General features: G+C 73.4%; 19 protein-coding genes. 11 read left to right on the top strand and 8 right to left on the bottom strand.

Features of this window, described 5'->3' with window-relative positions; genetic code table 11:
• Positions 1-140: 140 nt before the first annotated feature.
• A complete protein-coding gene (locus tag ACGFZL_RS17785; RefSeq protein WP_393692683.1) occupies positions 141-1,022 on the top strand; it encodes a LysR substrate-binding domain-containing protein in 882 nt (293 codons plus the stop codon).
• 6 nt (positions 1,023-1,028) lie between these two features.
• On the opposite strand, the gene ACGFZL_RS17780 is transcribed toward ACGFZL_RS17785, so the two are convergent.
• Positions 1,029-2,012 (bottom strand): Lrp/AsnC family transcriptional regulator, encoded by a 984-nt coding sequence (locus ACGFZL_RS17780; protein WP_393692681.1) that lies wholly within the window; start codon positions 2,010-2,012, stop codon positions 1,029-1,031.
• A 119-nt stretch (positions 2,013-2,131) separates the two neighbouring features.
• Between ACGFZL_RS17780 and ACGFZL_RS17775 the strand changes: the two genes are divergently transcribed.
• The 3 genes from ACGFZL_RS17775 to ACGFZL_RS17765 all read left to right on the top strand — a co-directional run bounded on the left by ACGFZL_RS17775 (position 2,132) and on the right by ACGFZL_RS17765 (position 6,652).
• Positions 2,132-3,637 (top strand): MFS transporter, encoded by a 1,506-nt coding sequence (locus ACGFZL_RS17775; RefSeq protein WP_393692679.1) that lies wholly within the window; start codon positions 2,132-2,134, stop codon positions 3,635-3,637.
• A 266-nt stretch (positions 3,638-3,903) separates the two neighbouring features.
• Complete coding sequence (locus ACGFZL_RS17770; protein WP_393692677.1) at positions 3,904-5,730, top strand: AMP-dependent synthetase/ligase; 1,827 nt, start codon at positions 3,904-3,906, stop codon at positions 5,728-5,730.
• An 85-nt stretch (positions 5,731-5,815) separates the two neighbouring features.
• Positions 5,816-6,652: an aldo/keto reductase gene (locus tag ACGFZL_RS17765; RefSeq protein WP_393692675.1), complete on the top strand. Its 837-nt coding sequence runs from the start codon at positions 5,816-5,818 to the stop codon at positions 6,650-6,652.
• A gap of 57 nt (positions 6,653-6,709) precedes the next feature.
• Here ACGFZL_RS17765 and ACGFZL_RS17760 read toward each other — a convergent pair whose 3' ends face one another.
• The 4 genes from ACGFZL_RS17760 to ACGFZL_RS17745 all read right to left on the bottom strand — a co-directional run bounded on the left by ACGFZL_RS17760 (position 6,710) and on the right by ACGFZL_RS17745 (position 9,300).
• On the bottom strand, positions 6,710-7,411 hold the full coding sequence (locus ACGFZL_RS17760; RefSeq protein ID WP_393692673.1) for an SDR family oxidoreductase: 702 nt from the start codon (positions 7,409-7,411) through the stop codon (positions 6,710-6,712).
• A gap of 86 nt (positions 7,412-7,497) precedes the next feature.
• The gene (locus tag ACGFZL_RS17755) at positions 7,498-8,172 is read right to left on the bottom strand and encodes a hypothetical protein (RefSeq protein ID WP_393692671.1); all 675 of its coding nucleotides are present in this window, start codon (positions 8,170-8,172) and stop codon (positions 7,498-7,500) included.
• A gap of 76 nt (positions 8,173-8,248) precedes the next feature.
• Positions 8,249-8,989, bottom strand: coding sequence for a class I SAM-dependent methyltransferase (locus ACGFZL_RS17750; RefSeq protein ID WP_393692669.1), 741 nt, complete (start codon positions 8,987-8,989; stop codon positions 8,249-8,251).
• A 5-nt stretch (positions 8,990-8,994) separates the two neighbouring features.
• Complete coding sequence (locus ACGFZL_RS17745; protein WP_355170334.1) at positions 8,995-9,300, bottom strand: 4a-hydroxytetrahydrobiopterin dehydratase; 306 nt, start codon at positions 9,298-9,300, stop codon at positions 8,995-8,997.
• Positions 9,301-9,386: 86 nt separating this feature from the next.
• Between ACGFZL_RS17745 and ACGFZL_RS17740 the strand changes: the two genes are divergently transcribed.
• The 7 genes from ACGFZL_RS17740 (at position 9,387) to narI (ending at position 18,674) form a co-directional block, all read left to right on the top strand.
• A complete protein-coding gene (locus ACGFZL_RS17740; protein ID WP_393692667.1) occupies positions 9,387-10,202 on the top strand; it encodes a helix-turn-helix domain-containing protein in 816 nt (271 codons plus the stop codon).
• A gap of 71 nt (positions 10,203-10,273) precedes the next feature.
• Positions 10,274-11,137 carry a helix-turn-helix domain-containing protein gene (locus tag ACGFZL_RS17735; RefSeq protein ID WP_393692665.1) on the top strand — a complete coding sequence of 288 codons (864 nt, stop codon included), beginning with the start codon at positions 10,274-10,276 and terminating at the stop codon, positions 11,135-11,137.
• A gap of 95 nt (positions 11,138-11,232) precedes the next feature.
• Positions 11,233-12,048 (top strand): SAM-dependent methyltransferase, encoded by an 816-nt coding sequence (locus ACGFZL_RS17730; protein WP_393692663.1) that lies wholly within the window; start codon positions 11,233-11,235, stop codon positions 12,046-12,048.
• Between the two features lie 122 nt (positions 12,049-12,170).
• Complete coding sequence (locus ACGFZL_RS17725) at positions 12,171-15,866, top strand: nitrate reductase subunit alpha (RefSeq protein ID WP_393692661.1); 3,696 nt, start codon at positions 12,171-12,173, stop codon at positions 15,864-15,866.
• Positions 15,866-17,461: a nitrate reductase subunit beta gene (gene narH, locus ACGFZL_RS17720; RefSeq protein WP_393692659.1), complete on the top strand. Its 1,596-nt coding sequence runs from the start codon at positions 15,866-15,868 to the stop codon at positions 17,459-17,461. The genes ACGFZL_RS17725 and narH overlap by 1 nt, the downstream gene beginning before the upstream one ends.
• Positions 17,461-17,955, top strand: a complete 495-nt coding sequence (narJ, locus tag ACGFZL_RS17715) for a nitrate reductase molybdenum cofactor assembly chaperone (protein ID WP_393692657.1) — start codon at positions 17,461-17,463, stop codon at positions 17,953-17,955. The genes narH and narJ overlap by 1 nt, the downstream gene beginning before the upstream one ends.
• The gene (gene narI, locus ACGFZL_RS17710; RefSeq protein ID WP_393692655.1) at positions 17,952-18,674 is read left to right on the top strand and encodes a respiratory nitrate reductase subunit gamma; all 723 of its coding nucleotides are present in this window, start codon (positions 17,952-17,954) and stop codon (positions 18,672-18,674) included. Before narJ ends, narI begins: the two co-directional genes overlap by 4 nt.
• A gap of 228 nt (positions 18,675-18,902) precedes the next feature.
• On the opposite strand, the gene ACGFZL_RS17705 is transcribed toward narI, so the two are convergent.
• The 3 genes from ACGFZL_RS17705 to ACGFZL_RS17695 form a co-directional block, all read right to left on the bottom strand.
• The gene (locus ACGFZL_RS17705) at positions 18,903-19,328 is read right to left on the bottom strand and encodes an OsmC family protein (RefSeq protein WP_393692653.1); all 426 of its coding nucleotides are present in this window, start codon (positions 19,326-19,328) and stop codon (positions 18,903-18,905) included.
• A gap of 101 nt (positions 19,329-19,429) precedes the next feature.
• Positions 19,430-20,800, bottom strand: a complete 1,371-nt coding sequence (locus ACGFZL_RS17700) for an amino acid permease (protein WP_355170315.1) — start codon at positions 20,798-20,800, stop codon at positions 19,430-19,432.
• 89 nt (positions 20,801-20,889) lie between these two features.
• Positions 20,890-23,016, bottom strand: coding sequence for a phage holin family protein (locus ACGFZL_RS17695; protein ID WP_393692651.1), 2,127 nt, complete (start codon positions 23,014-23,016; stop codon positions 20,890-20,892).
• Between the last annotated feature and the right edge of the window lie 290 nt (positions 23,017-23,306).

The following is a 23,306-nucleotide window of genomic DNA, read 5'->3' as shown; positions in this document are numbered from 1 at the left end:
GCTCGCAGGGTGTGGGGGTTCCGGCTCGGACCGGCTTCCCCTCCGTCTCCTCCATCCTGCTCTCCCGCCCGACGATCGGGAATCCGGTACACCGCTCTGACTGTCATCACGTTCCGCGATGGGCGGGTAGCGTGGTCACCGTGTACGACCCCTCCCACCTGCGCACGTTCCTCACCGTGGCGCAGACGCTGAGCTTCACGCAGGCCGCCCGGCGGCTCGGGCTGCGCCAGTCGACGGTCAGCCAGCACGTGCGCCGCCTGGAGGACGCGGCCGGGCACCAGTTGTTCACCCGGGACACCCACTCGGTGGAGCTGACCGAGGACGGCGAGGCGATGCTCGGTTTCGCGCGGCGGATCCTGGAGGCGCACGAGCAGGCCACCGCCTACTTCACCGGCACCCGGCTGCGCGGCCGGCTGCGCTTCGGGGCGTCGGAGGACTTCGTGCTGACCCGGCTGCCGGAGATCCTGGAGGGCTTCCGGCACGACCATCCCGAGGTCGACCTGGAGCTGACGGTGGAGCTGTCCGGCACCCTGCACGAGCAGCTGGCCGCCGGGAAGCTGGACCTGGTGCTGGCCAAGCGGCGGCCCGAGGACCCGCGGGGCGAGCCGGTGTGGCGGGACCGGCTGGTGTGGATCGGCGCGGAGCGGCTGCGCCTCGACCCGGACCGCCCGGTGCCGCTGATCGCCTATCCCCCGCCGGGCATCACCCGCGCGCTCGCCCTGGAGGCGCTCGGCCGCCAGGGCCGGGAGTGGCGGGTGGCGTGCACCAGCGGCAGCCTCAACGGCCTGATCGCGGCGGCCCGGGCGGGCCTCGGCGTGATGGCCCACTCGCGGGGCATGATCCCGCCGGGCCTGGTGGAGGTGGCGGACCGGGCCGGGCTGCCCGAGCTGGGGCGGGTCGACTTCGTCCTGGTGCACGGCCGCCGGCGCCCCTCGGCGCAGAGCGCGGCGGACGCCCTGGCGCGGGCGGTCCTGGCGGGCCAGGACCGGTTGCAGCGGCCTCAGCGGCCAGGTCTCGCGTGAGCGGCCTCAGCGCCCCGGCCTCGCGTAGGTGAGCTGCTTGATCCGGCGCAGGAAGGGCGACGCCTCCACGTGCCGCACGCCCTCCAGGTGCCCGAGCGGGCCGCTCAGGTAGGCGTACAGGTCGGCGGTGCTGCGGGTGACCGCCGTGACGATGATGTTGGACGGTCCGGCGGTGGCGGCGGCGTGGGCGACCTCGTCGTGCCCGGCCAGCGCCTCGCCGACCCGGTGCAGGGCGGCCGGCTCGGTGGTGATCCACAGCACGGCGGCGGTGGGGTAGCCGAAGATCTCCGAGTGGTACTCCACGTCGATGTAGACGGCGCCGGAGGCGATCAGCGCGGAAAGGCGGCGCTTGACGGCGGACTCGGAGCGGCCGGTGGCGCGCTGCAGCTCGGGGTAGGAGGCGCGTCCGTCGCGTTCCAGGACGGCGAGCAGCGCCTCGTCCTCGGGTTCCAGGCGGGCCGGTCCGGGCGGCGCGGCGCCGGTGTCGGGGCGCAGCGCCTCGATCTGGTCGTCGGTGAGCACGCCGAACTTGCGCAGCCAGCCGGCCGGGCCGCCCCAGAAGCGGTGCAGCATCTGGTGGGCCCGGATCTCCAGCACGCGCGGGGTGCGCGGCAGCTGGCCGAGGAGCAGCTCGTCGCGGGCGCCGGCGCTGCGCGGGCGGGTGCCGAAGATGACCTCCGTGCCGCCCGCGGCGAGGCCGATCCAGTTGGTGTCGGGCCGCTTGGCGAGCGCGTCCGCGATGGCGAGCGCGCTGTCCGGGACGCAGCGCAGCCGCAGCGTCCAGTGGTCCTGGCCGAGCCGGTCGGCGTCGCGCACGGCCACCACGCGCAGCCCGCCCTCGGCGCTCAGCCGGCGGTAGCGGCGGGCGACGGTCTGGTCGGAGACGCCGAGCACGTCACCGAGCCGGCTGAAGGAGGCCCGGCCGTTGACCTCCAGGGCGGTGAGCAGTTGGAGGTCGAGCTGGTCGAAGGTGTCGGATTCCATCCGCATGCCGGTCACTCCCGTCGGATTCCGTCGCGCACGGCCCGCGCACCGGCTCGATCTGGCTCCAGGCACCCATCGTACGGAGGGCCGCGCGAAGGACGGCGGCCAGGACGGAGAAGAGGGACATGCGTACATGGGGGCCGCTGACCGCGGTGTGCCTGGGGACGTTCATGCTGCTGCTGGACGTGACGATCGCGGTCGTCGCGCTGCCGGACATGGCGCACGGGCTGCACGCGTCGCTGAGCGATCTGCAATGGGTGATGGACGGGTACGCGCTGGCGCTGGCCGCGCTGCTGCTCGGCCTGGGTGCCGCGGCGGACGTGCTGGGGCGGCGCCGGGTCCATGTGGTGGGCGTGGTGCTGTTCGCGGTGGCGTCGGCGCTGTGCGGGCTCGCCACCGGGCCGGAGATGCTGATCGCCTCCCGGGCGCTTCAGGGCATCGGCGGCGCGGCGATGTTCGCCACGACGCTGCCGCTGCTCGGCTCGGTCTACCAGGGCCGGCAGCGCTCGGCCGCGCTCGGGGTGTGGGGGGCGGTCAGCGGCGCGGCGGCGGCCGTGGGGCCGGTGCTCGGCGGGCTGCTGACCGACGGCCCGGGCTGGCGGTGGATCTTCTGGGTGAACCTGCCGGTGAGCGTGGCGGCGGTCTGGCTGACGCTGCGGGTGGTGCCGGAGTCGCGCGGGGCGAGCGGGCGCCGGGTGGACTGGGCGGGCACGGTCGTGTTCGCGGTGTTCGCCGGCGCGGTGACGTACGGGGCGGTGCGGGCCGGGTCGCACGGCTGGACGGCGGCGGGCACGCTCGCGTCGTTCGCGGTGGCCGCGCTGGCGCTGGTCTGCTTCGTCGTGGTGGAGCGGCGGGTGGCCGATCCGCTGATCGACCCGCGGCTGTTCCTGCGGCCCGCGTTCTCCGGCGTGATGCTGGGCGCGATGGCCTTCAACGGGGCGGCGTTCGGCGTGCTGGTGTACACCTCGATCTGGCTCCAGACGCTGCTCGGCATGAGCCCGGTCCGCGGCGGCCTGGTCTTCCTGTGGATGTCGCTGGCGTCCTTCGTGGTGGCCGCGGCCGGTGGGCGGCTGCTGCACGGGGTGCCGGCCCGGTTCACCATCGGGGGCGGTCTGCTGCTGGTCGCCGTCGGGCAGTTCTGCATGGCCTTCCTGGACGCCTCCTCCAGCGCGTCCGACCTGGTGCCGGGTCTGATCCTGGTCGGCGTGGGCACCGGCCTGGTGTCCCCCGGCATCGCGGGCGCTGCCCTGGCGGCGGTCCCGCCGGAGCGGGCCGGCATGGCGGGCGGCGCGGTCAACACCTTCCGGCAGCTCGGCTACGCCCTCGCCATCGCGCTGTTCGGCACGGTGCTGACCTCGCGGATGGCCGACACCCTGCCGCACGACGCCGCCCAGGGCCTGGCGGGCGGCGCGGCGGGCGCCCTGCGCGGTCCCTTCGGCGACCGCACGCTGCACACCGTGTTCGCCGAGGGCCTCAACGCCGCGGCGGTGACGGCGGGCGTGGTCGCGGCGGTCGCCGGGGTGCTGGTGCTCCTGGTGGTCCGCCCGGACCGTGCGGGCCGGGGCCCGGCCGCGCCGCAGGCGCCCGCGCCGGCGGCCACCCGGGAGCAGGCGGCCGGGTCACGGTCGTAGCGCGGGCGGACGGAGAGCCCTCGTACCGTGGGTGAGCGGGTCGTACAGATTCGGTGGAGATCGGCGGGCGGACCCTCACCCAACCGCCGGATCTCTGTCCGGAAACTGTCCGACCCTTCCCCATGTGAGCGCATTTCCCCCCGCTGACCAGCGGGGACGCCCCCGCCGCCCGGTCCCGGCGCTCCCGCCGCCCCCGCCCCGGGTGGGGTAGCTTTCACCGCGCCGTGCGGGGCGACCAGGAACCGGGAGGGGAGCGGGGAGCGGGATTGCGCGAGTTCACCAACCCTGCGACGGCGTCGGCACCACCCGTGGGCGGTCTTGCCGACGTCGTCTTCGAGTACGCCGCCGAGGACCCGGAGCGGATCGCCCTGGGCCGCAAGGACGCCGCCGGGCACTGGCAGGACGTGACCGCGGCGGCCTTCCGCGACGAGGTGCTGGCCCTGGCGAAGGGCCTGCTCGCACAGGGCGTGCGGTTCGGCGACCGGGTCGCGATCATGTCCCGCACCCGCTACGAGTGGACGCTCTTCGACTTCGCCCTGTGGACGATCGGCGCCCAGGTGGTGCCGATCTACCCCACCTCCTCGGCCGAGCAGTGCTTCTGGACGCTGTACGACGCCGAGGTCACCGCGGCGGTGGTGGAGCACGAGGACCACGCGATGACGATCGCCACCGTCATCGACCGGCTGCCGCACCTGCGCGGTCTGTGGCAGCTGGACTCGGGGGCGGTGCAGGAGCTGTACGACGCGGGCGCGCACCTCGACGACCAGGTGGTGCACCGGCATCGCGAGGCGCTCACGCCGGACGCGGTCGCCACCGTCATCTACACCTCGGGCACCACCGGCCGCCCCAAGGGCTGCGTCATCACGCACGGCAACCTGATGTACGAGGCGGACACGGTCATCGCCCGCTGGGAGCCGGTCTTCCACTCCCGGCGGGGCGACGAGGCGGCCACCCTGCTGTTCCTGCCGCTCGCCCATGTCTTCGGCCGGATGGTGGAGGTCGCGGCGGTGCGCGGCCGGGTCCGCCTCGGCCACCAGCCGCAGCTGCACGCCGCCGCGCTCCTGCCGGACCTGGCCGCCTTCAGGCCGACCTTCATCCTGGCCGTGCCGTACATCTTCGAGAAGGTGTTCGGGGCGGCCCGGCGCAAGGCGGAGAAGGAGGGCAGATCCGGGCCCTTCGAGAAGGCCGTCGACGTGGCGGTCCGCTACGCGGAGGCGGTGGAGGCGAAGGCGTGGGGCATCGGACCGGGACCCTCGGCGGGCCTGCGGATGCAGCACCAGCTCTTCGACAAGCTCGTCTACGCCAAGGTCCGTGAGGCGATGGGCGGCCGGATCCGCAACGCCATGTCGGGCGGCTCGGGGATGGACCGCCGCCTCGGGCTGTTCTTCGCAGGCGCCGGCGTGCAGATCTACGAGGGCTACGGGCTGACCGAGTCCACCGCGGCGGCCACCGCCAACCCGCCCGAGCGGACCCGCTTCGGCACCGTCGGCCGGCCGGTGCCGGGCGTCACCGTGCACATCGCGGACGACGGCGAGATCTGGCTGCGCGGCGACAACGTCTTCCGGGGCTACCTGAACAACCCCAAGGCCACCGACGAGACCCTGCACGACGGCTGGCTGGCCACCGGCGACCTCGGGACGCTGGACGAGGACGGCTACCTCACCATCACCGGGCGCAAGAAGGAGATCCTGGTGACCTCGGGCGGCAAGAGCGTCGCGCCCGGCCTGCTGGAGGAGCGGGTGCGCGACCATCCGCTGGTCCACCAGTGCATCGTCGTGGGCAACGACCGCCCCTACGTCGCCGCGCTGGTCACCGTCGACCAGGAGGCCGTCGAGCACTGGCTGACCATGCGGAACAAGCCCCGGCTCGGCCCGGCGGAGCTGGTGCGCGACGCCGACCTGGAGACGGAGGTGCGGCGGGCGGTGGTCGCGGCGAACACGCTGGTCTCCCAGGCGGAGTCGATCCGGACCTTCCGGATCCTCGCCCAGCCCTTCACCGAGGAGCACGGGCTGCTCACCCCGTCGCTCAAGCTCAAGCGCAGGGCCATCGAGAAGGCATACACCGGCGAGGTCGAGGCACTGTACAGAGCGTGAGTCCCGCCGGTCAGGAATGCGCCCCGTCCTGTGATCGTTGACGATGGGGAGTACCACCTGACCACAAACGAAGGATCAAGAGCTCGTGAGCAGCAAGGTCCCCCCGATCATCCTGAACAACGGCGTCGAGATGCCCCAGCTGGGCTTCGGTGTCTGGCAGGTGCCGGACGACGAGGCCGAGACCGCGGTCGCGACGGCCCTGGAGGCCGGATACCGCAGCATCGACACGGCCGCCGCTTACGGCAACGAAGAGGGCACCGGCAAGGCCATCGCCGCCTCCGGCGTGGCCCGCGAGGACCTCTTCGTCACCACCAAGCTCTGGAACAAGGACCAGGGGTACGACGCCGCCCTGCGCGCCTTCGACACCTCCGTGGGCAAGCTCGGCCTGGACTACGTGGACCTGTACCTGATCCACTGGCCGCTGCCGTCGAAGGACCGCTACGTCGACACCTACAAGGCGTTCGAGAAGCTGCACGCCGACGGCCGGATCAAGGCCATCGGTGTGTCGAACTTCCTGCCGGAGCACCTGGAGCGGCTGATCTCCGAGACGTCGGTCATCCCGGCGGTCAACCAGATCGAGCTGCACCCGCACCTCCAGCAGCACGCCGCCCGTGAGTTCCACGCGGAGCAGGGCATCGCCACCGAGGCGTGGTCCCCGCTCGGCTCGGGCAAGGGCATCCTGGAGATCCCGGCGATCATCGCCATCGCCCAGAAGCACGGGCGCACCCCCGCGCAGGTCGTGCTGCGCTGGCACATCCAGCTCGGCAACGTGGTGATCCCGAAGTCCGTGACGCCGTCGCGGATCAAGGAGAACATCGACGTCTTCGGCTTCTCCCTGGACGACGAGGACCTCGCGGCGATCTCCGCCCTCAACGAGGACCGGCGCACGGGTCCGGACCCGGCGACGTTCGACATGGCCTGAGCCGCCGCTCGGGCTGGAAGGGGCCCGGTCGCCGCGACCGGGCCCCTTCGCCGTGCCTCAGTTGGGCTGGCCCACCGGCCGGACGACCACGGTGTTGATGTCCACGCCGGCCGGCTGCTCCAGCGCCCAGACGACCGACGCGGCGATCTGGTCGGCGGTGAGCAGGTGGCCCGGGGGCAGGCTGCCCAGGCCGTCCCAGAACGGGGTCTCCACCCGGCCGGGCGCGATCAGCGTGACGCCGACGCCCCACTCGGTGACCTGGCGCCGGGTGTTCTCCGCGAGGCCGGTCACCGCGAACTTGGTGGCGCCGTAGAGGTTGCCCGGGGTGTTGACGAACCCGGCGACGCTGCCGACCAGCACGATCCGCCCGCGGGTCTCCTTCAGCGCGTCGATGGAGGCGCGGATCAGCAGGGCCGGGCCCAGCACGTTGGTCAGCACCATCTCGGACCACCCGGCCGGATCGCCCTCGGCGACCGAGTCGTGGGTGGCGGACCCGGCGTTGGCGATCACCGTGTCGAGACGCCCGAACTCCTTGAGCGTCGCCTCCACGGCCGCCCGCACCTGCTCGTGGTCGGCGGAGTCGCCCGGCAGGGTCAGCAGCCCCTCGGGCTCCCCCAGCCCGGCGCGGAAGGCGGCGAGCCGCGCCTCGCCGCGCCCGGTGACCGCCACCCGCTGCCCCTTGCCGAGCAGCCGCTCGGCGACGGCGGCGCCGATGCCGCTGCCGCCGCCGGTGATGAGTGTGACGGGTGCGTCGGTCATGATGTCCCCCTGAGTCGTTCGTCGAGCTGGGACCCGGAGTCCATCACTTGGAGCGCTCTCGAAGTCAACTCCCCCGCAATGTGCGGCTACTTCACGGAGCCGGTGAAGACGGCGGCGTCCAGCTCGTAGTCGGGGGCGACCTCGATCTGCACGACCTTCTCGCCCTTGGGCAGCTCGCAGCCCCAGGTGATGCTCAGCGACCGGCCGGCGAGCAGCTTGGTGGACGGCCCGCCGCTCAGGCCGCCCGCGCTGTCGAAGACGGCCTCGCCGGGGCGCCCGTCCTTGCCGTAGGCGCAGTTGACGGTGAGCAGGGTGGCGTCGAGCGTCTTCTTGCCGTCGTTCTTGAGCTTGACGGTGAAGCGCAGGTAGGGCGCACTCTCCGGGATGGCGGTGTCGGTCGACACGGCCCGCTTGAAGCCGGCGAGGCTGACGCTGACGCCGCCGTCGTAGGCGCGGGTCTCGTCCAGCGCGAGGATGCCGTCGTCGGCCGGCTCCTCGGGGGCGGGCTCGGTGTCCTCCTCGTCGGCGACGGGCTCGTCGGCGCCCACGGTCTGGGTGACCGTGACGGTCGGGGCGGGCGCCGCCTCGTCCTTGCCGTCGCGCGTGACGGCGACGGTGACGGCCACCGCGACGGCCGCGGCCGCCACGGCGGAAGCCGCGGCGATCAGCGCCGTGTGGTTCCTGCGTGGCGGGGGCGGCGGCATCGGCGGCCCGAAGCCCGGCGTGGGCGGCATGGCGGGTGGCGGTGCGTACTGGTTCACGGTTCCCCCCGGAACTCAAGTGGTGGTGCGACGCATCATCTCCCGACGGTCGGCGAATGGGAAAAAGGCCCGGGGATCACGCCTTCGCGAAGGCCCGCAGCGTGTAGACCGGGTCGGGGCGCGGCCGGTCCTGGTCCGGCAGGGCCGCGAGGCGCTCGGCGAAGCCGTCGGCGCCCGGGTCGCCCGGCGGCAGCGTGACGAACCAGCCGCGGCGGAGGTCGGCGACGGTGCTGCGCGGGCTGCGGCCCTGGCCGTGGCCGGTGAAGCGGGCGGTGCCGGCGGGGCGCAGGCCATGGGCGCGGGCGTGCGAGGCGACCTCGCCCGAGGCGTCCACGACGGGGCTCGGCGGGCGGGCCGCGAGCACGGCGTCGATGTCACTGCCGACGTTGTGCGCGGCGCCCTTGTCGACGGTGGTGACCCACACCCCGCCGGGCCGCAGCACCCGCGCGCACTCGGCGGCGACGGCGGCCAGTTCCTCGGCGCCGCCGAGGAGGTGCAGCAGCCACACGGTGCTGACGGCGTCGAACACCCCGTCCCGGAAGGGCAGTCGGCGGCTGTCGGCCCGTACGACGGCACCGGGTAGCCGGGGTGCCGCGCGGCGGACCATCTCGGGCGCGAGGTCGGCGCCGGCGACCCGCAGGCCGTCCCGGCCGGCCGCGAGGCGCCGGGTGACGATGCCGGTGCCGCAGGCGGCGTCCAGCAGGGTGCGGGCGCCGGGCGGCACAAGGCCGAGGACGGCGTCCGCAGCCGCCGCGGCCCGGGGTTCGCCGCCGCGCAGGGCGTCGTATGCCTCGGCTTCCTTGTCGTAGTCGAGCATGCGGCTCATTGTGCCCCGTGGCCCGGGGCCAGGGCCTCCACCCTGCGGGCGAGCTCGAAGTCCTTCTCGGTGACGGCGCCGCCCGCGCTGTGCGTGTGGACGGCGAGGGACACCGTGTCGTAGCCCAGGGTCAGGTCGGAGTGGTGGTCCAGTTCCTCCTGCACCTGCGCGACGTGGACGACCATGGCCGCCGCCGCCGGGTGGGAGGCGAGCCGGTAGGCGCGGGTGAGGCGGTCGCCGTCGAGGGCCCAGCCCGGCAGCTCGGCCAGCCGGTCCTCGATCTCCTGCTGCGACAGCGGTGCGACGGGCATGACGGTGCTCCTCGGCGTGGGGGCGGGCGGCCTCTCCGCCCGCCCTCAGCCTGCCATGTCGGTGGCGTCGGCTACGGTTCCCTGCCATGACCGTTCTCGCGTCCGGCACCGCCCCCGCCGCCCAGGGCGTCGGTCCGCTGCTGCGGGCCTGGCGGGAGCGGCGCCGGGTCAGCCAGTTGGAGCTGGCGCTGCGGGCGGACTCCTCCGCCCGGCACATCAGCTTCGTCGAGACGGGCCGCTCCCGGCCCAGCGAGGAGATGGTGCTGCGCCTCGCCGAGCACCTGGAGGTGCCCGTCCGCGAGCGCAACGCCCTGCTGCTCGCGGCCGGTTACGCCCCGCGCTACCCGGAGACCCCGCTGGACGACCCGGCCCTGGACGCGCTGCGCGAGGGCATGGAGCGGCTGATCCGGGGCTACGAGCCGTATCCGGCGCTGGTGGTGGACGCCACGTACGGGGTGCTCGCCGCCAACCGGGGCATCACGATGCTCCTGGACGGCCTCCCCGAGCACCTGCTCACCCCGCCGGTCAACGCCATGCGGCTCACCCTGCACCCGGAGGGCCTGGCGCCGCGCATCCGCAACCTGCCCGAGTGGCGCGGGCACCTGCTGGAGCAGATGCGCCGCGAGATCGCCCTGCACCGCTCGCCGGCGCTGCGGGAGTTGTACGAGGAGGTCGAGGCGTACCCGGTGCCGGCCGGCGCGCGCGCCGTCGAACCCGCCGAGCCGGTGCCGTACTTCGCGCTGCCCCTGCAGATCGAGCACGAGGGCCGCGTGCTGTCGTTCATCTCGTCCATCGCCACCTTCAACACCCCGATGGACGTGACCGTCGCGGAACTCGCCATCGAGACCCTGCTCCCGGCCGACCGGGCGACGGTCGACCACCTTCACGCACTGCTGCCCTGACGCCCCTTGTGGGACAGGCGGGGTGACATGGCAGACTGCGGGCAAAGACGGGCCCGTTGGGGAGGCGTGGCGTGAGTGAGCGGCGGGCCGCACCCACCGTGGGCCAGGTGGTCCTCGGCAGACGGCTTCAGGAACTGCGGGAGACGGCGGGCCTCAGGCGCGAGGAGGCCGCCAAGGTGCTCCGCGTGGCCCCCGCGACCGTGCGGCGCATGGAGATGGCCGAGGTCGCGCTGAAGATCCCGTACGTGCAGATCCTGCTGACGGCGTACGGCGTGCCCGACCCCGAGGTGGCGTCGTTCATCGCGCTGGCCGAGGAGGCGAACCAGCCCGGCTGGTGGCAGCGGTACCACGACGTGCTGCCCGACTGGTTCAGCCTGTACGTCAGCCTGGAGGGCGCCGCACGGGTGATCCGCTCCTACGAGCCGCACTTCGTGCCGGGCCTGTTCCAGACGGAGGAGTACGCGCGGGCGGTCCTGGAGGCCGGGACGATAGGGAACGCGGGCCGGGAGTCGGTGGAGCGGCACGTGTCCCTGCGCATGGAGCGGCAGCGGCTGCTCGACCGCCCGGACCGGCCGCACCTGTGGGTGGTGATGGACGAGACGGTGCTGCGCCGCCCGGTGAGCATCGACGGCCGGGTGATGCGCGACCAGCTCGACAAGCTCCTGGAGATCGCCGCCCGGGACGGGGTGACCCTCCAGGTCGCCGAGTTCGCGGACGGCCCGCACCCGGGGACGTACGCGCCCTTCACGCTGTTCCGGTTCGCCGAGCCGGAGCTGCCGGACATGGTGTTCACCGAGTACCTCACCGGCGCCCTGTACCTGGACTCCCGGGCGGAGGTCTCCGCGCACCTGGAGGTCCTTGACCACATGACAGCGCTGGCCGCGTCGACGCAGCGCACCGAGAAGGTCCTGCGGGAGTACCGCGAGTTCTACTGACGATCGTTCGACGCCCCGTTCTCCCCCCCCCCACGCCCAGGCCCCGGTCACACCGGCTGACCACCGCCCACCCGAGCCCGAGGAGACGACCCCGCATGACCGCACCCGACGCCGCGCACCCGCCCGTCGACACCAGCCGCCCGCATCCGGCCAGGGTCTACGACTGGTGGCTGGGCGGCAAGGACAACTACCCGGTCGACGAGGAGCTGGCCCGCAGGATCCTCGCCGTGGACGACACCGCGGTGCGCGGGGCCCGCGCCAACCGCCGGTTCATGCAGCGGGCGGTCCGCACCGTCGCCGAGGCGGGCGTCCGCCAGTTCCTGGACGTCGGCACCGGCATCCCGACCGAGCCCAACCTGCACCAGGTCGCGCAGTCCGTCGCCGCCGAGGCGCGGGTGGTGTACGCCGACAACGACCCGATCGTGCTGCGGCACGCGGAGGCGCTGCTGAACGGCACGGCGGAGGGCGGCACCGACTATGTGCACGCCGACGTCCGGGACCCGGACACGATCCTGCGCCTGGCCGGCGAGTCGCTGGACTTCTCCCGGCCCGTCTCGCTGTCCCTGGTGGCCCTGACCCACTACCTGGGCGACGCGAAGGACGGCGACGACGTGCACGGCCTGCTGGGGCGCTACGTCGCCGCCCTCGCCCCCGGCAGCTTCCTGATCCTCTCCCAGGTCACGCCCGATCTGAACCCGGAGGCGGTCGGCAAGGCGGCCGCCCTGTTCGCCCGTGGCGGCACGCCGTTCCACCCGCGCTCGCTGCCCGAGTTCGCCCGCTTCTTCGACGGCCTGGAACTGCTGGGCCCCGGCGTCATCCCGGTGACCGGCTGGCGCCCGGACCCGGAGGACGTGGCGGTGCAGGCAGAGGGCATCGTGCCGGTGTACGCCGGGGTGGCGCGCAAGCTCTGAGCGAGCGGGGTTCCCCGCCTGGCGGAACCCTGACCCGTACGGGCGCCGCGGACGGGTGCGCTCCCTCGCTCGCCCCTAGGTTCGTCAAGGACGGCCCGAGGGGCGAGCGAGGGAGCGCGTACGTGACCGACACCCGGACACCGCCCACCGAACCGGGCGCGGCGCTGCTCCGCGCCGGCCGGTTCTTCCGGCCCGGCACCGCGGCGCCCGACCTGCACAGCATCGGGCTGGTCGGCGGCCGGGAGTCGGACGCGTTCTACCGGGACCGCTGGAGCCACGACAAGACGGTCACCTCCACGCACGGCGTGAACTGCACCGGCTCCTGCCGCTGGCAGGTGTACGTCAAGGACGGGATCATCACCTGGGAGACCCAGGCGACGGACTACCCGTCGGTGGGCCCGGACCGGCCCGAGTACGAGCCGCGCGGCTGCCCCAGGGGCGCCGCCTTCTCCTGGTACACCTACTCCCCCACCCGGGTGCGCTACCCGTACGTGCGCGGGGTCCTGCTGGAGATGTACCGGGAGGCCAAGCGGCGGCTGAAGGACCCGGTGCTCGCCTGGGCCGACCTCCAGGCCGACCCGGAGCGCCGGCGGCGCTACCAGCGGGCGCGCGGCAAGGGAGGCCTGGTGCGGGCGAACTGGGACGAGGCGGTGGAGATGGTCGCCGCCGCCCATGTGCACACCATCAGGACCCAGGGCCCCGACCGGATCGCCGGCTTCTCGCCCATCCCGGCGATGTCGATGGTCTCGCACGCCTCCGGGGCCCGCTTCCACTCCCTCATCGGCGCCCCGATGCTGTCGTTCTACGACTGGTACGCCGACCTGCCGGTGGCCTCCCCGCAGGTCTTCGGCGACCAGACGGACGTGCCGGAGTCGGGCGACTGGTGGGACGCGGCGTACCTGATCATGTGGGGTTCGAACGTCCCGGTGACCCGCACCCCGGACGCCCACTGGATGGCGGAGGCCCGCTACCGGGGCCAGAAGGTCGTGGTGGTCGCGCCTGACTACGCCGACAACGCCAAGTTCGCCGACCAGTGGCTGCACCCGCACCCCGGCACCGACGGGGCGCTGGCCCTGGCGATGGGCCACGTGGTGCTCAAGGAGTTCTTCGTCGACCGCGAGACGCCGTTCTTCGCGGACTATGTGCGCCGCTTCACCGACCTGCCGTTCCTGGTGACGCTGACGGAGCGGGACGGGGCGCTGGTCCCGTCCAAGTTCGTGCGCGCCGCCGACCTCGGGCAGGGAGGCGAGGACGCCCAGTGGAAGACGGTGGTCCTGGACGAGGCGACCGGCCGCGTCGTCGTCCCGAACGGCTCCCTGGGCTTCCGCTGGAACGAGGCCGACCAGGGCGCCTGGAACCTCGATCTCGGCGAGGTGCGCCCCCGCCTCGGCCTGCACGGCCTCGATGCGGCGAGCGGCGTGGAGGTGCTGCTGCCCCGCTTCGACACCGAGGGCGGGGAGCACGGGCAGGGCCGGGGCGAGGTGGTCCGCCGGGGCGTGCCGGCGACGCGGCTCGGCGGCCCGGACGGCCCGCTGGTGACGACGGTGTTCGACCTGCTGCTCGCCCAGTACGGCGTGGCCCGGCCGGGGCTGCCGGGTGACTGGCCCTCCTCGTACGAGGACGCCGAGGCGCCGGGCACCCCGGCGTGGCAGGAGACGCACACCTCGGTGCCGACGGCGGCCTGCGTACGGGTGGCCCGCGAGTTCGCGCGCACCGCCGAGCGGTCCAAGGGCCGCTGCATGATCCTCATGGGCGCCGGCACCAACCACTGGTTCCACTCCGAGACGATCTACCGCGCCTTCCTCGCCCTGCTCCAGCTCACCGGCTGCCAGGGCCGCAACGGCGGCGGCTGGGCGCACTACGTGGGCCAGGAGAAGTGCCGCCCGGTCACCGGCTGGCAGACGCTGGCCGCCGCCTCGGACTGGTCGCGCCCGCCGCGCCAGATGATCGGCACGGCGTACTGGTTCCTCCACACCGACCAGTGGCGCTACGACCGCTTCGGCGCCGACGTGCTGGCCTCCCCGCTCGGTGAGGGCCGCCTGGAGGGCATGACCGGCGCGGACTGCCTGGCGCTCTCCGCGCGCACCGGCTGGATGCCGTCGTACCCGACCTTCGACCGCAACCCCCTGGAGCTGGGTGAGGCGTTCGGCGACCCGGTCGCCAAGGCGGTGGCCGAACTGCGCGCGGGCACGCTGAAGTTCGCCTGCGAGGACCCGGACGCGCCGGAGAACTGGCCGCGCATCGTGACGCTGTGGCGGGCCAACCTGCTCGGCTCCTCGGCGAAGGGCGCCGAGTACTTCACCAAGCACCTCCTCGGCACGCACTCCTCGCTGCGCGCCGAGGAGGCGGCGCCCGGCGAGCGGCCCCGGGACGTGGTCTGGCGGGAGGAGGCCCCGGAGGGCAAGCTCGACCTGCTGCTGTCGCTGGACTTCCGGCACACCTCCTCCACCCTGCTCTCCGACGTGGTGCTGCCGGCCGCCACCTGGTACGAGAAGCACGACCTGTCCAGCACGGACATGCACCCCTACGTGCACGCCTTCACCCCGGCGGTGGACCCGCCCTGGCAGGCACGCACCGACTTCGACACCTTCAAGGCCCTCGCGGAGAAGCTGAGCGAGCTGGCCGTGGGCCATCTCGGGGTGCGCAAGGACCTGGTGGCGGCCCCGCTCCAGCACGACACCCCGGGCGAGATCGCCCAGCCGGGCGGGGTGGTACGGGACTGGCGGCGCGGCGAGTGCGAGCCGGAACCGGGCCGGACCATGCCGAACCTCGTCGTGGTGGAGCGGGACTACACCGCCATCGGCGCGAAGTTCGCCGCGCTGGGCCCGCTGGTGGAGGCCAAGGGCCTGCCCGCCAAGGGCATCACGCTGAAGCCGGACGACGAGGTGGAGCGGCTGCGCGAGCTGAACGGCCCGGTGCGCGGCGGCCCCGCCGACGGACGCCCCTCGCTGGACACGGCGGTGAAGGCGGCCAACACCATCCTGCGGCTGTCCGGCACCACCAACGGCCGCCTGGCCGTGCAGGGTTTCCACACCCTGGAGGCCAAGACGGGCCAGGAGATGGCGCACCTGGCCGCCGAGCACGAGGGCAAGCGGGTGACGTACGCGGACACGCAGGCCGCGCCGGTGCCGGTGATCACCTCGCCGGAGTGGTCGGGCAGCGAGGCGGGCGGGCGGCGCTACACGGCGTTCACGCTCAACACCGAGCACCTGAAGCCCTGGCACACGCTCACCGGGCGCCAGCAGTTCTTCGTCGACCACGACTGGATGCACGAGCTGGGCGAGGCGCTGCCGGTCTACCGCCCACCGCTCGACATGCACCGCCTGTTCGGCGAGCCGCGCCTCGGCCCGGACGGCGAGCGCGAGGTGACGGTCCGCTACCTCACCCCGCACAACAAGTGGTCGATCCACTCCGAGTACCAGGACAACCTGTTCATGCTGTCACTGTCCCGGGGCGGCCAGGGCATCTGGATGGCGCCGCAGGACGCGGACGCCATCGGGGTGGCCGACGACGACTGGATCGAGGCGGTCAACCGCAACGGCGTGGTGGTGGCCCGCGCGATCGTCTCGCACCGCATGCCGCCCGGCACGGTGTACATGCACCACGCCCAGGAGCGCACGGTCAACACGCCGCTGGCGGAGACGACCGGCCGGCGCGGCGGCATCCACAACTCCCTGACCCGGCTGATCCTCAAGCCCACCCACCTGATCGGCGGCTACGCCCAGCTGTCGTGGGCCTTCAACTACCTGGGCCCGACGGGCAATCAACGCGACGAGGTGACGGTCATCCGCCGCCGCAGCCAGGAGGTCGAGTACTGATGCGCCCGATGGCCCAGATCGCCATGGTGATGAACCTCGACAAGTGCATCGGCTGCCACACCTGCTCGGTCACCTGCAAGCAGGCGTGGACCAACCGCCGGGGCATGGAGTACGTCTGGTTCAACAACGTCGAGACCCGCCCCGGGCAGGGCTACCCGCGCCGCTACGAGGACCAGGAGCGCTGGCAGGGCGGCTGGGAGCTGAACCGGCGCGGCGCGCTGCGCCTGAAGTCCGGCGGCCGGCTGAAGAAACTGGCGGGCCTGTTCTCCAACCCCAAGCTCCCGGAGATCAAGGACTACTACGAGCCCTGGACGTACGACTACAAGAACCTCATCGACGCCCCGCTCGGTGACGACTTCCCGGTCGCCCGGCCCGTCTCGCAGCTCGACGGCAAGCCGATGAAGATCGGGTGGTCCTCCAACTGGGACGACAACCTCGGCGGCGCGCCCGCCTACGGCGACCTGGACCCGATGGTGGCGAAGGTCCGCCAGGAGACCTCCGAGAAGGTGAAGTTCGCCTACGAAGAGACCTTCATGTTCTACCTCCCCCGGATCTGCGAGCACTGCCTCAACCCGTCGTGCGTGGCCGCCTGTCCGTCGGGGGCGATGTACAAGCGGGCGGAGGACGGCATCGTCCTGGTCGACCAGGACCGCTGCCGGGGCTGGCGGATGTGCGTGACGGGGTGCCCGTACAAGAAGGTGTACTTCAACCACCGCACCGGCAAGGCCGAGAAGTGCACCTTCTGCTACCCGCGCATCGAGGTCGGCCAGCCGACGGTCTGTTCGGAGACGTGCGTGGGCCGGCTGCGCTACCTCGGCGTGGTCCTCTACGACGCGGACAAGGTGACGGCGGCGGCCGAGACTCCGAACGAACGGGATCTGTACGAGGCCCAGTTGGGGCTCTTCCTCGACCCGGAGGACCCCGAGGTGCGCCGGGCCGCGGAGGCCGCGGGGATCCCGAACGACTGGCTGGAGGCGGCCCGGCGCTCGCCGGTGCACGCGCTGGTGAGCAAGTACAAGGTGGCGCTGCCGCTGCACCCGGAGTACCGGACGATGCCGATGGTCTGGTACATCCCGCCGCTCTCCCCCGTGGTGGACGCCCTGACCGAGACGGGTCACGACGGCGAGGACGCCGGGAATCTCTTCGGCGCGATCGACACGCTGCGCATCCCGCTGGAGTACCTGGCGGAGCTGTTCACCGCCGGCGACGTGGGCCCGGTCCGCGCCTCCCTGGAGAAGCTGGCCGCGATGCGGGCGCACATGCGTGCCCTGAACCTCGGCGAGGACCCGGATCCGGCGGTCGCGGCGGGGGTCGGGATGCCGGCCCAGGAGATCGAGGACATGTACCGCCTGTTGGCCATCGCCAAGTACGAGGAGCGGTACGTGATTCCGACGGCGGCCGTCGGCGACGCGCACCGACTTGAGGCGTCGGCGCTGCCGGACACGTGCAGCCTCGACGTCGACGGCGGGCCGGGCATGGGCGGGGACGGGCCGTTCGGCCTGGACTCGGGGCGCAAGCGGCTGCCGCTGGTGCCGGTGGAGAACTTCCACATCCTGCGCCGGCGGCAGACCGCGGACGACGAGAGGGAGGCGTGATGGCCGGCTTCGAGGTGCTGTACCAGGCGGCGGCGCTCTGCCTGACCTACCCGGACGAGGACTTCCGGGCCCGCCTGCCGCTCCTTCGCGAGGCGGCCCCGCAGCTGCGGGAGTTCACCGACCACGCGACGGCGACGTCGGACACCGACCTCCAGTCCCACTACGTGCAGGTCTTCGACTTCAAGAACCGCCACAGCCTCTACCTGAGCTGGTGGACGGACGGCGACACCCGGCGGCGCGGCATGTCGCTGGTCCGCTTCAAGGAGCACTACCGCGCGCACGGCCTGGAGCTGACCGGCGAGGAGCTGCCGGACTTCCTGCCGGCGGTGCTGGAATTCGCCTCCCGCACCGGGGACATCGGCATGCTCACCGAGCACCGCGACGCCCTGGACCAGCTCCGCTCCCGGCTCACCGCCGCCGGCACGCCCTACGCGTGCGTGCTCGACGCGGTGTGCGCCACCCTGCCGCCCGCCCCCGCTGGAGCCCGTACATGACCACCTTCCTCTGGGCCGTCCTCCCCTACGCCGCCTTCGTGCTGCTGATCGCCGGCCTGGTGTGGCGCCGCCGCTACGACCGCTTCGGCTGGACGACGCGCTCCTCGCAGGTCTACGAGTCGAAGTTGCTGAACATCGCCTCGCCGGTCTTCCACTACGGCATCCTGTTCGTCCTCGTCGGCCACCTGATCGGCATCTTCGTCCCGGAGTCCTGGACCAACGCGGTCGGCGTGAACGAGCGCGCGTACCACCTCTTCTCGCTCATCGGCGGCACCGGCGCGGGCATCCTCACCGTCGCCGGCATCGCGCTCCTGGTCTACCGCCGCCGCACCAAGGCCCCGGTCTTCAAGGCGACGACGGCCAACGACAAGACCATGTACCTGTTCCTGCTGGCCGCCATCATCCTGGGCATGGTGGCCAAGCTGTCCCACTCCTCGGGCGAGGGCTACAACTACCGCACGACCATCGGCCCCTGGGCCCGCAGCCTGTTCACCCTCCAGCCGAAGACGGAGCTGATGGTCGGCGTCCCGACCCTCTACCAGATCCACGCGGTGGTCGGCATGCTCCTGATCGCGATGGTCCCGTACACCCGCCTCGTCCACATGTTCAGCGCCCCCTTGCCGTACCTGGTCCGCCCGTACGTGGTCTACCGCTCCCGCGACCCCCACCAGCTCGGACCGCGCCCGGACCGGCGGGGGTGGGAGCGGGCGGGGATGTGACGGCGGGGCCAGGGCAGTGCTGGGCCGCGCTGGCTCCATCAGGTCGGCCTGCGCCGCCCGTCCCTGCGCGAGGGCGTGCGGATCAATCCCCAGGCGCGGATCGTGGAGTGCGGTTCTGCCGAGGGCGGGGTCCTCGTCGCCCTGATGCCGCACGACCTGGACCATCTCCTCGGCGCCCTGAGCCGGGCCGGAGGCCGGTGAGCGGTACGCCGGCCTCCGGGCAGCCGCTCAGGCGAGCTTCGCGTCGAGGGTGATCGTCGTGCCCTTGAGGGCCTGGCTGACGGGGCAGTTCTGCTTGGCGTCGTTCGCGGCGGCGCGGAAGCCGTCGTCGTCCAGGCCGGGGACGGTGCCCTCGACCGTGAGGTGGATGCCGGTGATGCCCTCGCCGGGCTGGAAGGTGACGTCGGCGGAGGTGGTGAGCCGGGTGGGCGGGGTGCCCGCGCCGGCCAGGCCGTGCGACAGCGCCATCGCGAAGCAGCTGGAGTGGGCGGCGGCGATCAGCTCCTCGGGGCTGGTCTTCCCGTTCGCCTGCTCGGCCCGCGAGGGCCACGACACCGGCTGCTCGCCGATCCCGGACGAGTCGAAGGCGACGACACCGCTGCCCTCGAGCAGGTTGCCTTCCCAGACGGTGTGTGCGGAGCGCGTGGTGGCCACGGGGTTCCTTTCGGATCTGTTGCGCCGGGGGCGGTGGGCTCCCTCAACGGGAGTCCACCGCCTCATACGATCACACTTATCCGTGCCCCGCTGGGCGGAGTTCAGCGCCGGCGCCGCGCCGTCATGACCGCGTACACCAGCACGCCCGCGAAGAGGAACAGCACGCCCTGGTAGACCGCCGCGTACCCCGCACCCGCCACCAGCCAGAGCGAGAAGGCCGCCGCCACGGAGGCGATCACGGCGTCACGGATCAGGCGGGGGCGGTTCACCTCCCGTCCGGACGCCAGATGGTGGAGCTGGGCGGCGGTGGCCAGGAGGTAGGGAACGGTGGCGGTGAAGGTGGTGACCAGGACGAGGACCTCGAAGACCTTCGCCGAGCCGGCCGTGTAGTTGTAGACGGTGAGCAGGGAGGCCAGGACCACCGTCACCGCCACCCCGGAGGTGGGGACACCCCGGCGCCTGCGGGCGAAGAAGGCGGGGAACAGGCCGTCCTTCGCCGCCGCGTACGGGGTCTGGGCGCTGAGCAGGGTCCAGCCGTTGAGGCAGCCGGTCATCGAGACCAGGGCGGCCAGCGCCACCGCCCAGCCGCCCCAGGTGCCGCCGAACATGGCGTTCACCGCGTCGGAGAAGGGGGCCGTGGAGGTGACCAGGCGGTCGTGGGCGACGGTTCCGAAGACGGAGAGGGTGCCCAGGAGGTAGACCAGGGCGGCGCCCGCCGTGCCGATGACCGTGGCGCGTCCGACGGTGCGGCGGGGGTTCTTGACCTCGCCGGCGCTGACCGCGGCGGACTCCACGCCGAGGTAGGAGAAGAGCAGGATGGCGGCGGAGGCCGACACCGCGCCGACGGTCGAGCCGTCGCCGGTGTGGAAGGGGCCCAGATTGCCGGCGTCGAAGAAGAACAGGCCGCCGACGGCCACCAGGAGCAGCGGCGCGAACTTCAGCACCGTGGAGACCAGCTGGACCGCGCCCACGTAGCGGGTGCCCGCGAAGTTGGCCAGCGCCGGCAGCCACTGGAGGGTGAGCGCGGCCAGGCAGGCGCTCCAGCGGTGGTCGTTCACCGGGATCAGGACGTCCAGGTAGCCGACGGCGGCGACGGCGAGGGCCGCGTTGGAGACCCAGGTCGTGATCCAGTACGCCCAGGCGGCGAGGAAGCCGGCGAAGTCGCCGAAGGCGGCGCGGGCGTAGACGTAGGGGCCGCCGGTGCGCGGGTCGCGGGCGGCGAGGCGGCCGAAGACCAGGGCGAGCGCGATGGCGCCGACGGTGAGGACGCCGAAGGCGAGCAGGCTGACGGTGCCGAACGGGGCGACCGAGGCCGGGAGCAGGAAGATGCCGCCGCCGATGATGTTGCCCATGACCAGGGCGGTGGCGGTGGGGAGGCCGAAGCGGCGGGTGTGGCGTCCTGGGGCGTCCGCGGGTGCCTCGGTGGTGTCCTGCGGGGCCGGTGGGGTGGGGGCGGTCCCGGGGGCGTGCATGGGTGGTGCGCCTCTCAGAGGGTGGGGGGTCGGCCCGGGATCGCCTGGGCCGCCGACCATCGTCGGGGAGGGGCCGGCGTGGTGCCAAGTCAGGCGGATTCGTCCTGCGGGACGGTGTCCGGCGCCGGAAGTATTGCGTCGGTACGCCCGTCCGACAGGGGATCGTTCAGCGGGACCTGCGGGCCGCTGCCCTCGCGGAGCCAGCGGCGCAGGATGTGGTGGATGTGCTCGGCGCCGGCCGGCTCCGAGCCGTCGGCGGTGGGGGCGGACAGGACCCTCGGGGAGAGCAGGAAGGCGTGGGACTGGGCGCCGCCGAGGCCGCCGTGGGAGCCGATCTGCTCCTCGAAGGCCAGCACCTCGCCGTCGGCCGGGTCGTGGAAGGAGTTGACCATGATGTCGGCGGTGTGCGGGAAGGCGTGGGTGCGGCGGATCGCGTCCGCGGCGCCGGGGCCGAAGGGGGCCAGCGGGGCGGAGTCGTCGGTGAGGCGGTCCAGGGGGACCTCCACGCCCCGCGCGCCGAGGACCACGCCGTCGTGCTCCTCGCTGCGCACCAGCAGGAAGCCGACGCCGGGGTGGTTGGCGAGGGTGGGCAGCAGGGCGGGGTGGCGGGCGTCGATCTCCTCCCGGCTCATCCGGTGGTGCACGTCGGGGAAGGAGACCAGGCCCAGGTTGCCCGAGGCGAGGACGACGGGTTCCGCGTGCCGGCCGGCGTCCGGGTGGTGCTGCCGGGCGCCCTCCTCGACCGGGCGGTGCAGCGCGGCCCGCACCGTGTTGCGGGCCTCGGCGCCGCTGCGGGTGCGGCGCGCCCGGCGGGGCACGGGCAGCCCGCAGCCGGCCTTGACCAGGTCGGCGAGGGTCAGCCCGTAGCGGGCGCGGAAGGTCTCGCCGGGGCTCTGGCCGTGGTCGGAGAGGAGGACGAGGCGGTAGGGGCGGGGGGCGTGCTCGGCGACGTTCTCGATCAGTGCGAGGGAGCGGTCCAGGCGGCGCAGCACCTTGGCGGCGTCGCGGCTGTGCGGCCCGGAGTGGTGCGCCACCTCGTCGTAGGCGATCAGGTCGGCGTAGACGGCGGTGCGGCCGGCGAGCATGTCGCCCATCACCGCCGAGACGACGACGTCCCGTTCGACGACGGTGGCGAAGGCGCGCAGGAAGGGGTAGAGGCCGCCGCGGGAGACCCGGGGGCGGACCTTGTGCAGGCGGGCGCGGGTGGACTGGCCGATCTCGCGGCCGACCTCGGCGGCGAAGGACAGCGCGGTGCGCACGGCGTTGGCGGGGTCGCTGAAGTAGGCGAAGTAGCCGGATCTGGAGCGGGTCTCGCGGCTGCGGCGGCGGGTGGCGATGGACAGCACGAGGGCCTGCTCGTCGGCGCCGCCGCCGAAGAGGTTGCCGCGGCTGGCGCCGTCCAGGGTGAGCAGTCCGCCGTCGCCGGTGCGGGCGACGGCGCGGCGCTGCAGCTCGGCGGCGCTGGTGGGCCGGTTGCAGACCACGACCTCGCCGCTGTCCTTCTCGTACCAGCGGAAGGCGGGCACGTCGTTGTTGCTGCCGTGCAGGATGCCGAGCTGGCTGGCGCCGGTCTGGCTGGACCAGTCGGTGCGCCAGCTGGTGAGCCGGTGGGTGGCGGAGGCGCCGTCGCGGCCGAGCCAGCGGGCGACGGTGGGCATGGCACCGGCGTCGACGGCCTGCAGCAGCACGTCGTGGCCGACGCCGTCCAGCTGCACGAAGACGGTGCCGGGGTCGACGGGGCAGGGCGGCGTGGCTCGGCGGCGGCGGTCGGCGAGGCGGTAGAGCCGGCGCCGGTAGGCGTCGTCGTCGCGGACCGCGAGCGCGGCCCCGGTGGCCGAGGCGACGGCGGACATCACGGCGGCCACCACGACGGCCGTCTCCGGGGCGACGCCGCCGCGCTCGGTGGGGTTCATGTCCATGGCGATCAGGAGCAGCGCGCCGTTGAGGAAGAAGACCAGCAGCCCGAGGACGAGTGCCGGGATCAGCAGCAGCATGCGGACCAGGAGCGGCCACACCAGGGCGGAGAGCAGGCCGAAGGCGCCCGCGCCCGCCGCCGCGGTGACGGCGATGTCGGTCGCGCTGTCGCCGTCGGCGTCCTTGAGCCGGAAGTCCGGCAGGATGCCGGCCAGGGCGAGCATGGTCAGGGTGGACACCGCCCACACGGCGACGCTCCGCCCGATCTGACTGGCGATCCGCCGCCAACGCCCGCCACCCACGCTCCGCACACCTCACGTTCCGACCCGCGCACCAGCCGTTCCTCGGCGCGGACTCCCCCAGATTGCCACAACAGGGTGTCACAGCGGCCGGGGGCGGCCGGGGACGGCCGGGGACCCGGGTTCCCGGGAGGCCGGGGGCCGGGGCCCGGGGCCAGGGCGCCGGGGGGCCGGGGGGCCGGGGGGCCGGGGCCGGCAGCCTGTAAGGTCCGGGAGCCCGGGGCCCGGGCCGGAGGGCAGAGGCCCGGGGCCGGTGGACCGGGGACGTGGGGCTGGGAAGCCAGGAGCCTGGG

Source organism: Streptomyces sp. NPDC048182, from assembly GCF_043202555.1.
GTDB lineage: Bacteria > Actinomycetota > Actinomycetes > Streptomycetales > Streptomycetaceae > Streptomyces.
This window is presented reverse-complemented; position numbering and strand designations above follow the sequence as displayed.

Bases quoted from the DNA above. Each gene is read 5' to 3' on its own strand.
- ACGFZL_RS17740 (WP_393692667.1), top strand. From the start codon at position 9,387: ATGACCGTTCTCGCGTCCGGCACCGCCCCCGCCGCCCAGGGCGTCGGT.
- narI (WP_393692655.1), top strand. From the start codon at position 17,952: ATGACCACCTTCCTCTGGGCCGTCCTCCCCTACGCCGCCTTCGTGCTG.
- ACGFZL_RS17780 (WP_393692681.1), bottom strand. From the start codon at position 2,012: ATGCGGATGGAATCCGACACCTTCGACCAGCTCGACCTCCAACTGCTC.
- narH (WP_393692659.1), top strand. From the start codon at position 15,866: ATGCGCCCGATGGCCCAGATCGCCATGGTGATGAACCTCGACAAGTGC.
- ACGFZL_RS17775 (WP_393692679.1), top strand. From the start codon at position 2,132: ATGCGTACATGGGGGCCGCTGACCGCGGTGTGCCTGGGGACGTTCATG.
- ACGFZL_RS17745 (WP_355170334.1), bottom strand. From the start codon at position 9,300: ATGCCCGTCGCACCGCTGTCGCAGCAGGAGATCGAGGACCGGCTGGCC.
- ACGFZL_RS17750 (WP_393692669.1), bottom strand. From the start codon at position 8,989: ATGCTCGACTACGACAAGGAAGCCGAGGCATACGACGCCCTGCGCGGC.
- ACGFZL_RS17700 (WP_355170315.1), bottom strand. From the start codon at position 20,800: ATGCACGCCCCCGGGACCGCCCCCACCCCACCGGCCCCGCAGGACACC.
- ACGFZL_RS17760 (WP_393692673.1), bottom strand. From the start codon at position 7,411: ATGACCGACGCACCCGTCACACTCATCACCGGCGGCGGCAGCGGCATC.
- ACGFZL_RS17730 (WP_393692663.1), top strand. From the start codon at position 11,233: ATGACCGCACCCGACGCCGCGCACCCGCCCGTCGACACCAGCCGCCCG.
- narJ (WP_393692657.1), top strand. From the start codon at position 17,461: ATGGCCGGCTTCGAGGTGCTGTACCAGGCGGCGGCGCTCTGCCTGACC.